Source organism: Pseudomonas sp. AL03 (genome assembly GCF_029960815.1).
Classification (GTDB): domain Bacteria; phylum Pseudomonadota; class Gammaproteobacteria; order Pseudomonadales; family Pseudomonadaceae; genus Aquipseudomonas.
Map to the genome: position 1 here is coordinate 51,713 of NZ_JASBRE010000011.1, position 17,055 is coordinate 68,767.

General features: G+C 60.8%; 14 protein-coding genes and 3 tRNA genes. All 17 read left to right on the forward strand.

Going from position 1 to position 17,055, the window contains the following annotated elements; translation table 11 throughout:
* Positions 1-113 precede the first annotated feature (113 nt).
* The 17 genes from QK293_RS12910 (at position 114) to QK293_RS12990 (ending at position 16,874) form a co-directional block, all read left to right on the forward strand.
* The gene (locus tag QK293_RS12910; protein WP_282377658.1) at positions 114-878 is read left to right on the forward strand and encodes a methyltransferase domain-containing protein; all 765 of its coding nucleotides are present in this window, start codon (positions 114-116) and stop codon (positions 876-878) included.
* 65 nt (positions 879-943) lie between these two features.
* Positions 944-2,026, forward strand: a complete 1,083-nt coding sequence (gene leuB, locus QK293_RS12915) for a 3-isopropylmalate dehydrogenase (RefSeq protein WP_282377659.1) — start codon at positions 944-946, stop codon at positions 2,024-2,026.
* A 69-nt stretch (positions 2,027-2,095) separates the two neighbouring features.
* On the forward strand, positions 2,096-3,208 hold the full coding sequence (asd, locus tag QK293_RS12920; RefSeq protein WP_282377660.1) for an aspartate-semialdehyde dehydrogenase: 1,113 nt from the start codon (positions 2,096-2,098) through the stop codon (positions 3,206-3,208).
* A 244-nt stretch (positions 3,209-3,452) separates the two neighbouring features.
* On the forward strand, positions 3,453-4,463 hold the full coding sequence (locus tag QK293_RS12925) for an aspartate-semialdehyde dehydrogenase (RefSeq protein WP_282377661.1): 1,011 nt from the start codon (positions 3,453-3,455) through the stop codon (positions 4,461-4,463).
* A gap of 208 nt (positions 4,464-4,671) precedes the next feature.
* Positions 4,672-7,296 carry a FimV/HubP family polar landmark protein gene (locus QK293_RS12930; protein WP_282377662.1) on the forward strand — a complete coding sequence of 875 codons (2,625 nt, stop codon included), beginning with the start codon at positions 4,672-4,674 and terminating at the stop codon, positions 7,294-7,296.
* A gap of 189 nt (positions 7,297-7,485) precedes the next feature.
* Positions 7,486-8,310: a tRNA pseudouridine(38-40) synthase TruA gene (truA, locus tag QK293_RS12935; protein WP_282377754.1), complete on the forward strand. Its 825-nt coding sequence runs from the start codon at positions 7,486-7,488 to the stop codon at positions 8,308-8,310.
* 63 nt (positions 8,311-8,373) lie between these two features.
* Positions 8,374-9,003 (forward strand): phosphoribosylanthranilate isomerase, encoded by a 630-nt coding sequence (locus QK293_RS12940; RefSeq protein ID WP_282377664.1) that lies wholly within the window; start codon positions 8,374-8,376, stop codon positions 9,001-9,003.
* 185 nt (positions 9,004-9,188) lie between these two features.
* On the forward strand, positions 9,189-10,109 hold the full coding sequence (gene accD / locus QK293_RS12945) for an acetyl-CoA carboxylase, carboxyltransferase subunit beta (protein WP_123512527.1): 921 nt from the start codon (positions 9,189-9,191) through the stop codon (positions 10,107-10,109).
* The gene (gene folC, locus QK293_RS12950) at positions 10,106-11,413 is read left to right on the forward strand and encodes a bifunctional tetrahydrofolate synthase/dihydrofolate synthase (protein WP_282377665.1); all 1,308 of its coding nucleotides are present in this window, start codon (positions 10,106-10,108) and stop codon (positions 11,411-11,413) included. The genes accD and folC overlap by 4 nt, the downstream gene beginning before the upstream one ends.
* Positions 11,397-12,068, forward strand: a complete 672-nt coding sequence (locus QK293_RS12955) for an SPOR domain-containing protein (RefSeq protein WP_282377666.1) — start codon at positions 11,397-11,399, stop codon at positions 12,066-12,068. The genes folC and QK293_RS12955 overlap by 17 nt, the downstream gene beginning before the upstream one ends.
* Positions 12,069-12,166: 98 nt before the next feature.
* The gene (locus tag QK293_RS12960) at positions 12,167-12,727 is read left to right on the forward strand and encodes a CvpA family protein (protein WP_074875247.1); all 561 of its coding nucleotides are present in this window, start codon (positions 12,167-12,169) and stop codon (positions 12,725-12,727) included.
* Between the two features lie 41 nt (positions 12,728-12,768).
* Positions 12,769-14,274 (forward strand): amidophosphoribosyltransferase, encoded by a 1,506-nt coding sequence (gene purF / locus QK293_RS12965; protein ID WP_282377667.1) that lies wholly within the window; start codon positions 12,769-12,771, stop codon positions 14,272-14,274.
* A 78-nt stretch (positions 14,275-14,352) separates the two neighbouring features.
* Positions 14,353-15,564: an O-succinylhomoserine sulfhydrylase gene (locus QK293_RS12970; RefSeq protein ID WP_282377668.1), complete on the forward strand. Its 1,212-nt coding sequence runs from the start codon at positions 14,353-14,355 to the stop codon at positions 15,562-15,564.
* Positions 15,561-16,337 carry an SDR family oxidoreductase gene (locus QK293_RS12975; protein WP_282377669.1) on the forward strand — a complete coding sequence of 259 codons (777 nt, stop codon included), beginning with the start codon at positions 15,561-15,563 and terminating at the stop codon, positions 16,335-16,337. The genes QK293_RS12970 and QK293_RS12975 overlap by 4 nt, the downstream gene beginning before the upstream one ends.
* A gap of 159 nt (positions 16,338-16,496) precedes the next feature.
* Positions 16,497-16,572, forward strand: a tRNA-Val gene (locus tag QK293_RS12980).
* 55 nt (positions 16,573-16,627) lie between these two features.
* Positions 16,628-16,704: transfer RNA gene (locus tag QK293_RS12985), tRNA-Asp, on the forward strand.
* A 93-nt stretch (positions 16,705-16,797) separates the two neighbouring features.
* A tRNA-Asp gene (locus QK293_RS12990) sits at positions 16,798-16,874 on the forward strand.
* The last annotated feature ends 181 nt before the right edge of the window (positions 16,875-17,055 follow it).

A 17,055-nucleotide genomic window follows, 5' to 3' on the forward strand; every position in this document is an offset into this window, starting at 1 on the left:
ATGACGCCTTCGCGGGCAAGCCTAGCTCCTACGGTTGTAATGCATTCTCCTGTAGGAGCGAGGCTTGCCCGCGAAGAGGCCCGCCCAGACAACACAAATATCAGGACATTACGATGACCAGCACCGCCCACAGTCAGGTTGTACAAAAGCAATTCGGTGAACAGGCCTCGGCCTACCTGAGCAGCGCCGTTCACGCTCAAGGCACCGAATTCGCACTGCTACAGGCTGAACTGGCAGGGCAGGGCGATGCCCGAGTGCTGGACCTGGGCTGCGGCGCCGGTCACGTGAGCTTTCACGTGGCCTCGCTGGTGAAAGAAGTGGTGGCCTACGACCTGTCGCAGCAGATGCTCGACGTGGTGGCCGGTGCCGCCGTCGACCGCGGCCTGAGCAATGTGTCCACGGTGCTGGGCGCCGCCGAGCGGTTGCCGTTCGCCGATGGTGAGTTCGATTTCGTCTTCAGCCGTTATTCGGCGCACCATTGGAGCGATCTCGGCTTGGCGCTGCGGGAGGTTCGTCGGGTGCTGAAGCCGGGCGGGGTGGCGGCGTTCATCGACGTGTTGTCACCGGGCAGTCCGTTGTTCGACACTTACCTGCAAAGCGTCGAAGTGCTGCGCGACACCAGCCATGTGCGCGATTATTCCGCCGGTGAGTGGTTGCGTCAGGTCAGCGAAGCGGGGTTGCATACCCGTAGCACCACCCGTCAACGGCTGCGTCTGGAGTACACCTCCTGGGTCGAGCGCATGCGCACGCCAGAGGTAATGCGCGCGGCGATCCGCGAGTTGCAGCAGTCGATGGGTAATGAAGTACGCGAGTATTTTGAGATTGAAGCCGATGGTTCGTTCAGTACCGATGTGCTGGTGCTGATGGCTGAACGATAAGCGCCGAGCGATAGAATTTTTCCGGGTGCGCCCAAGGGCGTACCGACTGATGACATGAGGAAAGCATGAGCAAGCAGATTCTGATTCTCCCGGGTGACGGTATTGGCCCGGAAATCATGGCCGAAGCGGTCAAGGTGCTGGAGCTGGCGAACGACAAGTACAACCTGGGCTTCGAGCTGAGCCACGACGTCATCGGCGGCGCCGCCATCGACAAGCATGGCGTGCCGTTGGCCGACGAAACCCTGGATCGTGCGCGCGCCGCCGATGCTGTACTGCTCGGCGCTGTGGGCGGCCCTAAATGGGACACCATCGAACGTGACATCCGCCCTGAGCGCGGCCTGCTGAAAATCCGCGCGCAACTGGGCCTGTTCGGCAACCTGCGTCCGGCGATCCTCTACCCGCAACTGGCCGAGGCTTCGAGCCTGAAGCCAGAAATCGTTGCTGGCCTGGACATCCTGATCGTCCGTGAGCTGACCGGCGGTATCTACTTCGGCACGCCACGCGGTACCCGCACCCTGGAAAACGGCGAGCGTCAGGCTTACGACACCCTGCCGTACAGCGAAAGCGAAATCCGCCGTATCGCCCGTGTCGGTTTCGACATGGCCATGGTGCGTGGCAAGAAGCTGTGCTCGGTGGACAAAGCCAACGTACTGGCCTCCAGCCAACTGTGGCGTGAAATCGTCGAGCAAGTGGCCAAGGATTACCCTGAAGTCGAACTGAGCCACATGTACGTCGACAACGCCGCCATGCAACTGGTGCGTGCACCCAAGCAATTCGACGTGATCGTCACCGACAACCTGTTTGGCGACATTCTGTCCGACCAGGCGTCGATGCTCACCGGTTCCATCGGCATGCTGCCGTCGGCGTCGCTGGATACCCACAACAAAGGCATGTACGAGCCGTGCCACGGTTCGGCGCCGGACATCGCTGGCAAAGGCATTGCCAACCCGTTGGCGACCATTCTGTCGGTGTCGATGATGCTGCGTTACAGCTTCAATCTGCAGGATGCGGCCGATGCGATCGAGAAGGCCGTCAGTCTGGTATTGGACCAGGGCCTGCGCACTGGCGACATCTGGTCGGCGGGTTGCACTAAAGTCGGTACGCAGGAAATGGGCGACGCAGTAGTCGCCGCGCTGCGGAATCTGTAATCTCTTGGGCCCGCTGCAACTTTCACTCTTGAAAGCAGCGGCCCACTTTTTAAAGAAGGTGTAGTTGCGATGAAACGTGTAGGTCTGATCGGTTGGCGCGGTATGGTCGGTTCCGTGCTCATGCAGCGGATGCTGGAAGAGCAGGATTTCGATCTTATTGAGCCGGTGTTTTTCACCACTTCCAATGTCGGTGGCCAAGGCCCATCTGTGGGCAAGGACATTGCTCCGCTCAAGGACGCTTACAGCATTGAAGAGCTGAAAACCCTCGATGTGATTCTGACCTGCCAGGGTGGCGACTACACCAGCGAAGTCTTCCCGAAACTGCGCGAAGACGGCTGGCAGGGTTACTGGATCGACGCCGCTTCCAGCCTGCGCATGCAGGATGACGCGGTGATCGTGCTGGACCCGGTGAACCGCAAGGTCATCGACCAGCAGCTCGATGCGGGCACCAAGAACTACATCGGCGGCAACTGCACCGTCAGCCTGATGCTGATGGGCCTCGGCGGCTTGTTCGAAGCCGGTCTGGTGGAGTGGATGAGTGCCATGACCTATCAGGCGGCCTCCGGTGCCGGCGCGCAGAACATGCGTGAACTGATCAAGCAAATGGGCGCGACCCACGCCGCTGTCGCCGATCAACTGGCCGACCCGGCCAGCGCGATCCTCGACATCGACCGCCGTGTCGCCGAAGCCATGCGCAGCGACGCGTACCCGACCGAAAACTTCGGCGTACCGCTGGCCGGCAGCCTGATCCCGTGGATCGACAAAGAACTGCCGAACGGTCAGAGCCGCGAAGAGTGGAAGGCCCAGGCCGAGACCAACAAAATCCTCGGTCGCTTCAAGAGCCCGATCCCGGTTGATGGCATCTGCGTGCGCATCGGCGCTATGCGCTGCCACAGCCAGGCGCTGACCATCAAACTGAACAAAGACGTGCCGATCGCCGACATCGAAGGGCTGATCAGCCAGCACAACCCTTGGGTCAAGCTGGTGCCGAACCAGCGTGACGTCAGCATTCAGGAACTGAGCCCGACGAAAGTCACCGGCACCCTGAACGTACCGGTTGGCCGTCTGCGCAAACTGAACATGGGCACGCAGTACCTCGGCGCGTTCACCGTCGGCGACCAGCTGCTGTGGGGCGCGGCCGAACCGCTGCGTCGCATGCTGCGGATCCTGCTTGAGCGTTGATCGACTGAAGTAATGAACGAACCCGTGCCTTGAAAGAGGTGCGGGTTTTTTTATGGGAAATGTGTCGTCAAGACGGTCCCCTTCGCGGGCAAGCCTCGCTCCTACAAGTGCAGCGCGATCCCATGTAGGAGCGAGGCTTGCCCGCGAAGGGGCCGGCGCAGGCACCACAAATCCCCGGCAGAATTGCCTGCATGCCAACCACCCGGTAAAGTGCCGCTCCCCCCGTTTCGCCAGAGGTAGAACCATGAGCCAGTCCTTTGATATTGCCGTGATCGGCGCCACCGGTACTGTCGGCGAAACGCTCGTGCAGATTCTCGAAGAACGCGACTTTCCGGTCGGCAATTTGCACCTGCTCGCCAGCAGCGAATCGGCGGGGCATTCGGTGCCGTTTCGCGGCAAGAACGTGCGGGTGCGGGAGGTCGATGAGTTCGACTTCAGTAAAGTCCAGCTGGTGTTCTTCGCTGCCGGCCCGGCGGTGACCCTGAGTTTCGCATCGCGTGCCACGGCGGCCGGTTGCTCGCTGATCGACCTGTCCGGCGCCTTGCCGGCTGATCAGGCGCCGCAAGTAGTGCCTGAAGCCAACGCCGAAATCCTGGCCGGTTTGAAAAAGCCGTTCCAGGTCAGCAGTCCAAGCCCTTCAGCCACCACGCTGGCGGTAGTGCTCGCACCGTTGCTCGGTTTGCTCGACCTGCAACGCATCAACCTGACCGCCAGCCTGGCCGTGTCTGCCCAGGGGCGCGAAGCCGTCACCGAGCTGGCCCGGCAAACTGCCGAGCTGCTCAACGTGCGTCCGCTGGAGCCGACCTTCTTCGATCGGCAGATGGCCTTCAACCTGCTGGCGCAAGTCGGCAAGCCCGATGACCAGGGGCATACGCTGCTGGAAAAACGCCTGGTACGCGAACTGCGTCAGGTCATGGCACTGCCTTTATTAAAGATTTCCGTCACTTGCATTCAAGCCCCGGTGTTTTTTGGCGATAGCTTTAACGTGACGTTGCAGTCATCGAGCGACATCGACCTGGCGAAAATCAACGCCGCCCTGGAAGACGCGCCCGGTATCGAGCTGGTGGAAGCCGGTGATTACCCGACGCCAGTAGGCGATGCGGTAGGGCAGGACGTGGTCTACGTTGGTCGGGTTCGCGGCGGGATCGACGACCCGTCGGAACTTAATTTGTGGCTGACGTCAGATAACGTACGCAAAGGCGCCGCGCTCAATGCTGTGCAGGTGGCTGAATTGTTGATAAAAGACCTGCTGTAAAAGATACTTCGCAACAATTCACAGAATGATTCGGGCCGAGCGCTATGCTTGGCCAGATTGCCGAAGGCGAGCCACCCTCCGGGGCTTTGCGTGGCATGAATGAAATGATCGCGCGCGACGACTCTTCGCCGCCGCGCGCAATGCCTTACGGCAGCGGCTATCAACACCTTCTCGCTGGCCGAGGAATGTTCAAACAAAGGATTAGGCTATGGTTCAAGTTCGCAAACTGGTGTTAGCAATAGCGGCCGCCTCGGCGCTGTCCTCCGGTATGGCGCATGCCCTCGGGCTCGGGGAATTGACCCTGAAGTCGACGCTGAACCAGCCTCTGGTGGCGGAAATCGAGTTGCTCGACGTCAAGGACCTCACTGCTGCTGAAGTGCTGCCGAGCTTGGCTTCGCCCGAAGATTTCGCCAAGGCCGGTGTCGACCGCCAAGCGTTTCTGAATGACCTGACCTTTACCCCGGTGCTCAACGCCAGCGGTAAAAGCGTCCTGCGTGTGACGTCCAGCAAACCACTCTCCGAACCCATGGTGAAATTCCTGGTTCAAGTGATGTGGCCCAACGGTCGCCTGCTGCGCGATTACAGCGTGCTGCTCGATCCGTCCAAATTCTCGCCGCAAACCGCTGATGCGGCTGCGCAACCTGCACCGACGCAAACCGTCACCGCGCCAGTGACCGGCGCGACCGGGCCGACTCAATACACCACCACGCCGCGCGATACCCTGTGGGAAATCGCCGCAAAGGCGCGCAATGGCGGTTCGGTCCAGCAAACCATGCTAGCCATCCAGGCGTTGAACCCGGATGCCTTTATCGACGGCAACATCAACCGGTTGAAAACCGGTCAGGTGCTGCGTTTGCCGGATCAGGCACAGAGCACCAGCCTGCCGCAACCGAAGGCTATTGCTGAAGTCTCTGCGCAGAACACCGCGTGGCGTCAGGGTCGTCGCTACGTGGCGAAGCCCGGGACCGGACAGCAGCAGCTCGATGCCACCAAACGCGGTCGCGGTGAAGGCACTTCGTCGCAAACGGTGAAAGACAGCCTGAGCCTGGTCTCTGCCGAGTCCGGCAAGGCCGGAGGCAAAGGCGCCGCGGGTGATGCCAAGAACCTGAGCAACAAGCTGGCCGTGACCCAGGAAAGCCTCGACACGTCCCGTCGTGACAACGCCGAACTGAAAAGCCGCATGACCGATCTGCAAAGTCAGATGGACAAGCTGCAACGACTGATCGAACTGAAGAACAATCAACTGGCCAAGTTGCAGGCTGAAGGTGCCCCGGGCGCACCGGTGATGTCAGCCGAATTGGCGGCCAGCCCTGCGGCAACGCATGCGGACGCGGCTCCGGCGGCACCTGTAGCTGCTGCTGCGCCTGAGGCCACGCCGTCTCCGGTCGAGAAGCCAGTCGAGCCGACACCTGTAGCGTCCGAGGATCAAAAATTCAACGAGCTGCTGACCAATCCGGTGCTGCTCGGCCTGGTGGGCGGCGGTGCGGTGGTTCTGCTGCTGTTGCTGCTGTTGCTGGCGCGTCGCCGCAAAGCCCAGCAAGAAGCCGATAAGCATTTGCGCATGGCTCGTGACTTGGCCGAGGAGCAGGACTTCTCCGCTGACCGCGACCTGCCGAAAAGCATCTTCGAAGACCTGGAAGTGCCGCCGCCGAGCGTGAAGCTCGCTACCGCGCCAACGACAACGCCTGCACCAGCCCCGGCACCGGTGATTGCGCCGGTGGTGATAACCCCGCCGATCGCCGCGCCACTGGTATCGCCTGCTGCCGAGCGCGATGACGACGTACTGAGCAAGGCGCAGTCGCACATCACTGCCGGTCGTCTGAATCAGGCGGCTGCCTTGCTGGAAGACGGGATCAAGCAAGAGCCGCAACGCAGTGACCTGCGTCTCAAGCTGATGGAAGTCTACGGTCAGCAAGGCGACCGCGACGCATTCGTTGCCCAGGAACGCCAACTGGTGGCCAACGGTGACAACTTTGCTCAGGTCGAAAAACTCAAGAGCCGCTTCCCGGCCATGGTCATTGCGGCAGCCGGTGGTATCGCAGCTGCTGCGATCGCTGCCGAACTGGACGCGCAGTACGTCAAGGATCTGCTACTGGACGAGCCTGAAGTGCCGGCACCGGCAGTGCCCGATGATTTCGACAGCGCCTTCGATTTGAGCCTGGATGACCTGGAAACTGCCTCGCCGGCAGTGGTTGCACCAGAAGCAGAAGTAGAGGCAGAGCCCGTGTCTGCGGCTGAGCTGGACGAGTTTCCGTTGGATGACGACCTGAGCTTCGAGTCGGTGTTGCAGCAGCAGACCGACATCAAGGAAAACCTCGATGACCTGTCGGACTTTGACCTGGATATGGATCTCGGTGGGGACGCCTCGCCGGCGACCCTGGCCGAAGACGACTTCCTGTTGAGCCTGGATGACGGCGTCAAGGACTTGGATTTACCTGGCGCTGAAGTGCCGGCTGTTCCCGAGGTAGCGCTGGACGATCTGGAGCTGCCAGCCGATTTCGACCTGTCGCTGGCTAACGAAATGGACGCCCCTGACGTCCCGGATGCTTTCGCAGCCGAGCTGGATGACGTCAACGCCGAGCTGGATCGTCTGTCGCAGAGCATTGGCGAGCCGACCTTCACGGCGGAAGACGCTATGGCCTCCGCAGCTGACGAGCCGGAATTCGACTTCCTTTCCGGCACCGACGAAGTGGCTACCAAACTCGATCTGGCCCAGGCCTACATCGACATGGGCGACGCCGACGGCGCCCGGGACATCCTCAATGAGGTGGTGACCGAGGGGGACGACGGTCAGAAAAGCGAAGCCAAGGAAATGCTTTCGCGTCTGGCTTGATTGATCGGTAAGGTGTAAACAAAACGGCAGCCCATTGAGGCTGCCGTTTTTGTTTCTGTCCTGGGTGCCGGGCAGGGTACAAAAAGCACGCGCCTCTGGCGTCCCGGTCCGGCGGCCTTATAATGCCCGCCTTTGCGTACATCAGCAGGCTGTCACTCCTTGGCAAATATAGATAATCCGGCCGCCGAAATGGCGGCCGACGGTTTATTCCGGATCGCGTTGGGCGTTGAGTACAAAGGTTCGCGCTATCGCGGCTGGCAACGCCAGGCCTGCGGCGTACTCACCGTGCAGGAGACGCTCGAAAAGGCCTTGTCCAAAGTCGCCGATTCGCCCGTGTCGCTGCTCTGCGCCGGGCGTACGGATGCCGGCGTGCATGCGTGCGGCCAGGTGGTGCATTTTGATACTCAGGTCGAGCGCTCGATGAAAGCCTGGGTCATGGGCGCCAACATCAACTTGCCCCATGACGTCAGTGTCAGTTGGGCCAAGGTCATGCCGGCGCATTTTCATGCGCGGTTCAAGGCCATTGCCCGGCGCTATCGCTACGTGATCTACAACGATCAGATTCGTCCGGCGCACCTGAACGATGAAATCACCTGGAACCACCGCCCGCTGGACGTCGAACGCATGGCCGAGGCGGCCCGGTATCTGGTCGGCACCCACGACTTCAGCGCCTTCCGCGCTGGCCAGTGCCAAGCCAAGTCGCCGATCAAGGAACTGCATCACCTGCGCGTCACGCGCCACGGCAAGATGATCGTGCTGGATATCCGTGCCAGTGCCTTCCTGCACCACATGGTGCGCAACATTGCTGGCGTGCTGATGACCATCGGTGCCGGCGAGCGCCCGGTGGAGTGGATGAAAGAGGTCCTGGAGAGCCGCATTCGCCGTTCCGGTGGCGTGACGGCGCACCCGTTCGGTCTGTACCTGGTGCAGGTCGAGTACCGCGACGAGTTCCAATTGCCCGAGCGTTACATCGGGCCGCACTTCCTCACCGGCTTCTCTGAACTTGACGGCTGACGCCCTCGAACGCTTTTGTTACCATCCGGGACTTTCTCGGATATGCCTAGGGGTTCTATCGACATGTCGTCCGTTCGCAGCAAGATTTGCGGGATTACCCGCATAGAAGATGCGTTGGCAGCGGTCGAGGCCGGGGCCGATGCCATCGGGTTTGTGTTCTATGCCAAAAGCCCGCGGGCCGTGACGTTTCAGCAGGCGCGCTCGATCATCAAGGCGCTGCCGCCGTTCGTGACCACCGTGGGGTTGTTCGTCAACGCCAGCCGCTGCGAGTTGGGGGAAATCCTCGACGCCGTGCCGCTGGATCTGTTGCAGTTCCATGGCGACGAAACCGCAGCCGACTGTGAAGGCTGGCACCGCCCGTACATCAAGGCGCTGCGGGTCAAGGTCGGTGATGACATCGCAGCCGGTTGCGATGCTTATCCAACCGCCAGCGGTATTTTGCTCGACACCTATGTTGAAGGCGTGCCCGGCGGAACCGGCGAAGCGTTCGACTGGTCATTGATACCGCAAGGCTTGAGCAAACCGATCATCCTCGCCGGCGGCCTGACTGCGGCTAACGTCGCCGAGGCGATTGCCCGGGTTCGGCCTTATGCCGTGGACGTCAGCGGTGGGGTAGAGGCGAGCAAGGGCATCAAGGATCACGCAAAGATTCAGGCATTCATCAAAGCGGTACGTGATGTGACGGCTGGCTAACTGCCGCCGTCCATAACTTCACTTGCACAAAGCAGGCACGGCTGAGGGTTTTTCGGGTTGTACGCAGGTCAGTTTTTCTGACCCGGCAATTCATCGATCATCGCCGCACACATGAATTTAGCTCAAGGGCATACGCGGGGCTGCGAACCAAAGCGTTCGGGCCGCCGGTACTGGAGAAAGAAAGCATGAGCAACTGGTTAGTAGACAAACTGATCCCTTCGATCATGCGTTCCGAGGTCAAGAAGAGCTCGGTGCCTGAAGGTCTGTGGCACAAATGCCCGTCTTGCGAGGCTGTGTTGTATCGTCCGGAGCTGGAAAAGACCCTGGACGTTTGCCCAAAGTGCAACCACCACATGCGCATCGGCGCTCGCGCTCGTATCGACATCTTCCTCGACGCTGAAGGCCGTGCCGAACTGGGCGCGGACCTGGAGCCGGTTGACCGTCTGAAGTTCCGCGACGGCAAGAAGTACAAGGATCGCCTGACCGCTGCGCAAAAGGCGACTGGCGAAAAAGACGCACTGATCTCCATGAGCGGCACTCTGCTGGGCATGCCGGTGGTGGTTTCGGCGTTTGAATTCTCCTTCATGGGCGGTTCGATGGGCGCCATTGTGGGTGAGCGTTTTGTTCGCGCTGCCAACTACGCGCTGGAAAACAAATGCCCGATGATCTGCTTCGCCGCTTCCGGTGGTGCGCGGATGCAGGAAGCCCTGATCTCCCTGATGCAAATGGCCAAGACCTCCGCGGTACTGGCGCGTCTGCGTGAAGAAGGCATTCCGTTCATCTCCGTGCTGACCGACCCGGTCTACGGTGGTGTTTCCGCCAGTCTGGCGATGCTCGGTGACGTGATTGTTGGTGAGCCGAAGGCCCTGATCGGCTTCGCCGGTCCACGCGTGATCGAGCAAACCGTGCGTGAAAAACTGCCGGAAGGCTTCCAGCGCAGTGAGTTCCTGCTGGAACACGGTGCGATCGACATGATCATTCACCGTCAGGAACTGCGTCCGCGTCTGGGCAATCTGCTGGCACAAATGATGGGCCTGCCGACGCCGAAATTCGTCGCCGCGCCAATCGAACCCATCGTGGTCCCACCGGTACCTGCCAACCTATGACCCAACGTACCCTTGGCGAGTGGCTCGCCTACCTTGAGCAGTTGCACCCTTCGGCCATCGACATGGGCCTTGAACGCTCGCAACAGGTAGCGTCCCGCATGGGACTCGGCAAGCCGGCGCCTCGGGTGATTACGGTCACCGGCACCAACGGCAAAGGTTCCACCTGCGCATTCGTGGCGTCGTTGCTGCGTGCGCAGGGCCTGAAAGTGGGTGTCTACAATTCTCCGCACCTGCTGCGTTACAACGAGCGGGTGCAGGTCAATGGCGTCGAAGCCACCGACGCCGAGCTGTGCGAAGCCTTTGCTGCAGTCGAGGCGGGGCGTGGCGACACTTCCCTGACGTACTTCGAAATGGGCACCCTGGCGGCGTTCTGGCTGTTTCAACAGGCAGGGCTAGATGCCGTGGTGCTGGAAGTCGGGCTGGGCGGGCGCCTGGATACCGTCAACGTCGTGGATGCCGACATGGCGCTGGTCACCAGCATCGGCGTCGATCATGCGGACTATCTGGGCGATACCCGTGAGTCCGTGGCTTACGAAAAAGCCGGCATCTTCCGCCAGGGCGCGCCTGCGCTGTGTGGCGATCTGAATCCTCCACAACCTCTGCTGGATAAAGCGCGCGAGCTCAATTGCCCGTTTTTCCTGCGTGGGCGCGATTTCGACCTCGGCATCACCGATCACAACTGGCAATGGCGCGGTCTTGACGCTCAAGGGCATGTGGTCGAGCTGCATGATCTGCCGTTGCTCGATCTGCCGATGGAAAACGCCGCGCTGGCATTGCAGGCTTACTTGCTGCTCGGTTTGCCTTGGGTAGATGCACAGATTATTGAAGCGCTGATAGCGACGCGGGTGGTCGGTCGCCTTGATCGCCGTCAGTTCGACTGGCAGGGCAAGCGTCTGAATCTGCTGCTGGACGTGGGGCATAACCCTCATGCGGCAGAGTATTTGGCTCGCCGCTTGGCCAGCCAACCACCGGCTGGCAAGCGTCTGGCGGTGTTCGGATTGCTGGCGGACAAGGATCTGGATGGTGTTGTCGGTGAATTGAATGCTAGTGTCCAGCATTGGGCCGTCGCGCCGCTGGATTCACCGCGAGCACGCCCGGTTGCCGATTTGCACGCGGCGTTGCAGAACCTTGGCGCCTCGGTAGCGTCCTATGGCAGCGTGGCCTCCGCCCTGGAGGGGCAATGCGCGCTGGCGACGAGCGACGACGAGATTCTGTTGTTCGGATCATTTTATTGTGTCGCCGAGGCCCTTGAATGGCTGGCCCGGCGCTCCACGGAGGAAGCGGCAAATGGCATTGCTGGATAAGGCATACAAACAGCGCATGGTTGGCGCCCTGGTTCTGGTGGCGCTGGCGGTGATTTTCCTGCCAATGCTGTTTTCCCGTCAGGATGAACAGCGTCAAGTGACGGTTGAAGCCCCGGCTGCGCCGCAAGCGCCTTCGATGCCGCAAGTGCAGGTCGAGCCGGTGGTGGTGCCTGAGCCGCAAGCGCTGCCTCAGGAGCCAGTGCCGAGTGATGATGAAATTGCTCAGCAAGAAGCGCCGTCGACAGCGATTGCCCCAAGTGTCCCGGTGGCGCCTGCGCCTGCGCCTGCCGCCAAGCCGGTCGCTCCGGCTCCGGCTCCTGTGCCGGTCACCAAGCCTACGACAGCGCCTAGCCAGCCGATTGCGGCCTCACCGGGCAAGCCGGACACGACTCAAAGCCGCGTCGATGCCAATGGCCTGTCGGTCAGCTGGTCGGTGCAACTGGCCAGTCTGTCTAGCCGTGCAAGTGCAGAAAGTCTGCAGAAATCCCTGCGCAGCCAGGGCTACAACGCCTACATCCGCACTGCCGACGGCAAGAATCGAGTGTTTGTCGGACCGCTGATCGAGCGCGCAGAAGCCGATCGTTTGCGTGACTTGTTGAGCCGCCAGCAGAATCTCAAGGGTTTTGTGGTGCGTTTCCAGCCTGAGCGTGGTTAAAACTATCGCCCCGATTTGAAATGCACTGACAATCGCGGCTTACCGATAAGCATGGGCTCTGCTAAAATGCGCCGCCTTATCCGTCTTTAGGCTGCACTGTGCCATTTACCTGGGTTGACTGGGCGATCGTTGCAATCGTCGCCATCTCCGCATTGATCAGTCTGAGCCGCGGCTTCGTCAAAGAAGCACTATCGCTGGTGACCTGGATCATCGCAGGAGTCGTCGCCTGGATGTTCGGTGGTTCATTGTCTGAATACCTCGCCGGATACATCCAAACGCCGTCGGCTCGTGTGATCACGGGCTGTGCCATCATGTTTGTCGCCACGTTAATCGTAGGCGCAATGATCAACTATCTTATCGGCGAGTTGGTTCGCGTCACCGGGCTATCCGGGACCGATCGATTTCTTGGCATGGCCTTCGGCGCCGCGCGGGGCGTGTTGCTGGTCGTCGTGGCGGTCGGGCTGTTGAGCCTGGGGCCGGTACAGCAGGACGGGTGGTGGCAAGAATCACAGCTCGTGCCAAAATTTCTATTGGTCGCAGACTGGTCCAAAAACCTGATCCTCGGGTGGAGCAGTCAGTGGCTTGCCAGCGGTATCAGCGTACCCGCTGAGATACCGTTCAAGGAGCACCTCTTGCCGATGGCCAAAACGCCTCAGTGAGTTGTGTTCAGTTCAGATCCATTAAGTAGGGGTTGCGTCGCATGTGTGGCATCGTCGGTATCGTCGGTAAGTCGAACGTCAATCAGGCGCTGTATGACGCGCTAACCGTCCTCCAGCACCGCGGCCAGGACGCTGCCGGTATCGTAACCAGCCATAATGGCCGGTTATTCCTGCGCAAGGACAATGGCCTGGTACGTGACGTGTTCCATCAGCGTCACATGCAGCGTCTGGTCGGCCACATGGGTATTGGCCATGTGCGTTATCCGACCGCGGGCAGCTCGACTTCGGCCGAAGCCCAACCGTTTTACGTCAACTCGCCTTACGGTATTACCTTGGCGCACAACGGTAACCTGACCAACGTTGAACAGCTGGCGAAGGAGATTTACGAATCTGACCTGCGCCACGTCAACACCAACTCCGATTCGGAAGTGCTGCTCAACGTGTTTGCACACGAACTGGCCCAGCGCGGCAAGTTGCAGCCAACCGAAGAAGACGTGTTCGCCGCCGTCACTGACGTGCACAACCGTTGCGTCGGTGGTTACGCGGTCGTGGCGATGGTGACCGGTTACGGCATCGTCGGTTTCCGCGACCCGCACGGCATCCGCCCGATTGTCTTCGGCCAGCGTCACACGGATGAAGGCGTCGAGTACATGATCGCCTCCGAAAGCGTCTCTCTGGACGTGCTCGGTTTCACCCTGATTCGCGACCTCGCGCCGGGCGAAGCGGTCTACATCACTGAAGACGGCAAGCTGCATACCCGTCAGTGCGCGACCAACCCGTCCCTGACCCCGTGCATCTTCGAACACGTTTATCTGGCGCGTCCGGATTCGATCATCGACGGCGTGTCGGTCTACAAGGCCCGCCTGCGCATGGGTGAGAAACTCGCCGAGAAGATCCTGCGCGAGCGTCCAGAACACGACATCGACGTGGTTATCCCGATTCCGGACACCAGCCGTACCGCGGCGCTGGAGCTGGCGAACCACTTGGGCGTCAAGTTCCGCGAAGGCTTCGTGAAGAACCGCTACATCGGCCGGACCTTCATCATGCCGGGCCAGGCGGCACGGAAAAAATCGGTACGCCAGAAGCTCAACGCCATTGAGCTGGAATTTCGCGGCAAGAACGTAATGCTGGTGGACGACTCGATCGTTCGCGGCACGACTTGCAAGCAGATCATCCAGATGGCTCGCGAAGCCGGCGCCAAAAACGTCTACTTCTGCTCCGCAGCACCGGCCGTTCGCTACCCGAACGTCTACGGCATCGACATGCCGAGCGCACACGAGCTGATCGCCCACAACCGTTCGACCCAGGACGTGGCTGACCTGATAGGCGCTGACTGGTTGATCTATCAGGACCTGCCTGACTTGATCGAAGCGGTCGGTGGCGGCAAGATCAAGATCGAGAAGTTCGATTGCGCAGTGTTCGACGGCCAGTACGTGACCGGCGACGTCGACGAGGCTTACCTGAACAAGATCGAGCAGGCACGTAACGATGCCTCCAAGGTCAAGACGCAGGCAGTCAGTGCGATCATCGATCTGTACAACAATTGAGTTTCTACCGGCCCTGAGGGGCCGGTTTTGTATCGACTAAAAACGCTCTAAATCAAGAGCAGGGCAAGGAGTGACAGCATGAGTCAGGATTGGGATGCCGGTCGGCTGGACAGCGACCTCGAAGGCGTAGCGTTCGACACCCTGGCCGTACGCGCCGGTCAGCACCGCACGCCGGAAGGCGAACACGGTGATCCGATGTTCTTCACCTCCAGCTACGTATTCCGTACCGCTGCGGACGCGGCGGCACGCTTTGCCGGTGAAGTGCCGGGCAACGTTTACTCGCGCTACACCAACCCGACCGTGCGCGCGTTCGAAGAGCGCATTGCCGCACTGGAAAGCGCCGAGCAAGCCGTGGCCACGGCGACCGGTATGGCCGCGATCATGGCGGTGGTGATGAGCCTCTGCAGCGCCGGCGATCACGTATTGGTGTCGCGCAGCGTGTTCGGTTCCACCATCAGCTTGTTCGAGAAGTACTTCAAGCGCTTTGGGATCGAAGTCGACTACGTGCCCCTGGCGGACTTGTCCGGCTGGGATGCAGCGATCAAGGCCAATACCAAACTGCTCTTCGTCGAATCGCCGTCCAATCCGCTGGCCGAGCTGGTGGACATCGCCGCACTGTCGCAAATCGCTCACGCCAAAGGTGCGCTGCTGGTGGTCGACAACTGCTTCTGCACCCCTGCGTTGCAGCAGCCGCTGAAGATGGGCGCGGACATCGTCGTGCATTCGGCGACCAAGTTTATCGACGGCCAGGGCCGTTGCATGGGCGGTGTTGTGGCGGGTCGTAGCGAGCAGATGAAAGAAGTCGTCGGTTTCCTGCGCACTGCCGGGCCGACGCTGAGCCCGTTCAACGCCTGGATCTTCCTCAAGGGCCTGGAAACCCTGAGCCTGCGGATGAAGGCGCATTGCGCCAGCGCTCAGCAACTGGCCGAGTGGCTGGAGCAGCAGGACGGCATCGAAAAAGTCCATTACGCCGGCCTCAAAAGCCATCCGCAGCACGCGTTGGCCCTGCGTCAGCAGAAGGGCTTCGGTGCGGTCGTGAGTTTTGAAGTCAAGGGCGGCAAAGAGGGCGCCTGGCGCTTTATCGATGCGACCCGTCTGATTTCCATCACCGCCAACCTCGGTGACACCAAGACCACCATCACTCACCCGAGCACCACCTCTCACGGCCGTCTGGCGCCGCAAGAGCGTGAGGCCGCGGGCATTCGTGACAGCCTGATCCGCATCGCGGTCGGTCTGGAAGACGTGGCAGACCTGCAAGCCGATCTGGCGCGCGGGTTGGCTGCCTTGTGATCGAGTTGTCCACACCGACCACCGGCACCAATGGCCGCGTCGCACTGGTCACGGGTGCTGCGCGGGGCATTGGTCTGGGTGTCGCGGCGTGGCTGATCAGCGAAGGCTGGCAGGTGGTACTGACCGATCTTGATCGAGTGCGCGGTTCGAAAGTGGCGAAAGTGCTCGGCGACAACGCCTGGTTCATCGTCATGGACGTCGCGAACGAAGGGCAGGTGGCGTTGGGCGTCGCCGAGGTGCTGGGGCAATTCGGGCGCCTGGATGCGCTGGTGTGCAACGCGGCGGTTGCCGATCCGCACAACGTCCCCCTTGAAAGCCTTGAGCTGGCGTACTGGAATCGGGTGCTTACAGTCAATCTCAGTGGGCCGATGCTCTTGGCCAAGCACTGTGCGCCCTACCTGCGCGCTCACAGCGGTGCGATCGTCAACCTGGTCTCGACCCGCGCCAGGCAGTCGGAACCCGACACCGAAGCTTATGCGGCGAGCAAGGGTGGCCTGTTGGCCCTGACTCATGCCTTGGCCATCAGCCTCGGGCCGGAAATCCGTGTCAATGCGGTCAGTCCGGGCTGGATCGATGCGCGAGACCCCTCCGCGCGTCGAGCCGAACCGCTGACCGATGCCGATCATGCCCAACATCCGGCGGGCAGAGTAGGGACGGTCGAGGACGTGGCGGCGATGGTCGCTTGGCTATTGTCAAAGAACGCTGGTTTCGTCACAGGCCAGGAGTTCGTGGTCGATGGCGGCATGACCAAGAAGATGGTTTACAGCGAGTAATCCGAGCAGGGGCCGCGACAGCTGCGGCTTGAGGCTGCAGGAGGCCATTGGCAGCGCCGCGGGAAATGACATGATTTTGTCTTTTTCAGAAAAACTTCAAGCGGGGTATTGACTTAGCATCGGTACCTGCGTAAATTTCGCGGCCTCGGAGATGCAAACGGGTGATTAGCTCAGCTGGGAGAGCGTCTGCCTTACAAGCAGAATGTCGGCGGTTCGATCCCGTCATCACCCACCACTTCCGAGAGTCTTGCGAAAGCAAGATGGAAGCTTTTAAAAGCCTCCACCGACGCGCAGCGGTAGTTCAGTCGGTTAGAATACCGGCCTGTCACGCCGGGGGTCGCGGGTTCGAGTCCCGTCCGCTGCGCCATATTTTCCGAGTCAGGTTCGCCTGCCTCGAGATTGAAAAGCCTCGAAGCTTTCCAGTCAGACGAGTTAATTGGACGCAAGTCCAAAGCGATACGCAGCGGTAGTTCAGTCGGTTAGAATACCGGCCTGTCACGCCGGGGGTCGCGGGTTCGAGTCCCGTCCGCTGCGCCATATCTGCCTCAAGGCCCACTGAACGCCTTGGCGCTACGAAGAGAGCTGCTGGTAAAGCCAGTGTCTACTTCGAGTCGATAGCAAAGACCCTGGTCGAAAGACCGGGTTTTTTTGTGTCTGCGATTTGGCTTTTCTCTCCTTATTCCCTGACCCTCAGGGATTCGCATCTGCCGGCCAAGTG

Bases quoted from the DNA above. Each gene is read 5' to 3' on its own strand.
- QK293_RS12910 (WP_282377658.1), top strand. From the start codon at position 114: ATGACCAGCACCGCCCACAGTCAGGTTGTACAAAAGCAATTCGGTGAA.
- QK293_RS12955 (WP_282377666.1), top strand. From the start codon at position 11,397: ATGGCATTGCTGGATAAGGCATACAAACAGCGCATGGTTGGCGCCCTG.
- folC (WP_282377665.1), top strand. From the start codon at position 10,106: ATGACCCAACGTACCCTTGGCGAGTGGCTCGCCTACCTTGAGCAGTTG.
- leuB (WP_282377659.1), top strand. From the start codon at position 944: ATGAGCAAGCAGATTCTGATTCTCCCGGGTGACGGTATTGGCCCGGAA.
- accD (WP_123512527.1), top strand. From the start codon at position 9,189: ATGAGCAACTGGTTAGTAGACAAACTGATCCCTTCGATCATGCGTTCC.
- truA (WP_282377754.1), top strand. From the start codon at position 7,486: ATGGCGGCCGACGGTTTATTCCGGATCGCGTTGGGCGTTGAGTACAAA.
- QK293_RS12930 (WP_282377662.1), top strand. From the start codon at position 4,672: ATGGTTCAAGTTCGCAAACTGGTGTTAGCAATAGCGGCCGCCTCGGCG.
- asd (WP_282377660.1), top strand. From the start codon at position 2,096: ATGAAACGTGTAGGTCTGATCGGTTGGCGCGGTATGGTCGGTTCCGTG.
- QK293_RS12970 (WP_282377668.1), top strand. From the start codon at position 14,353: ATGAGTCAGGATTGGGATGCCGGTCGGCTGGACAGCGACCTCGAAGGC.
- QK293_RS12925 (WP_282377661.1), top strand. From the start codon at position 3,453: ATGAGCCAGTCCTTTGATATTGCCGTGATCGGCGCCACCGGTACTGTC.
- purF (WP_282377667.1), top strand. From the start codon at position 12,769: ATGTGTGGCATCGTCGGTATCGTCGGTAAGTCGAACGTCAATCAGGCG.
- QK293_RS12940 (WP_282377664.1), top strand. From the start codon at position 8,374: ATGTCGTCCGTTCGCAGCAAGATTTGCGGGATTACCCGCATAGAAGAT.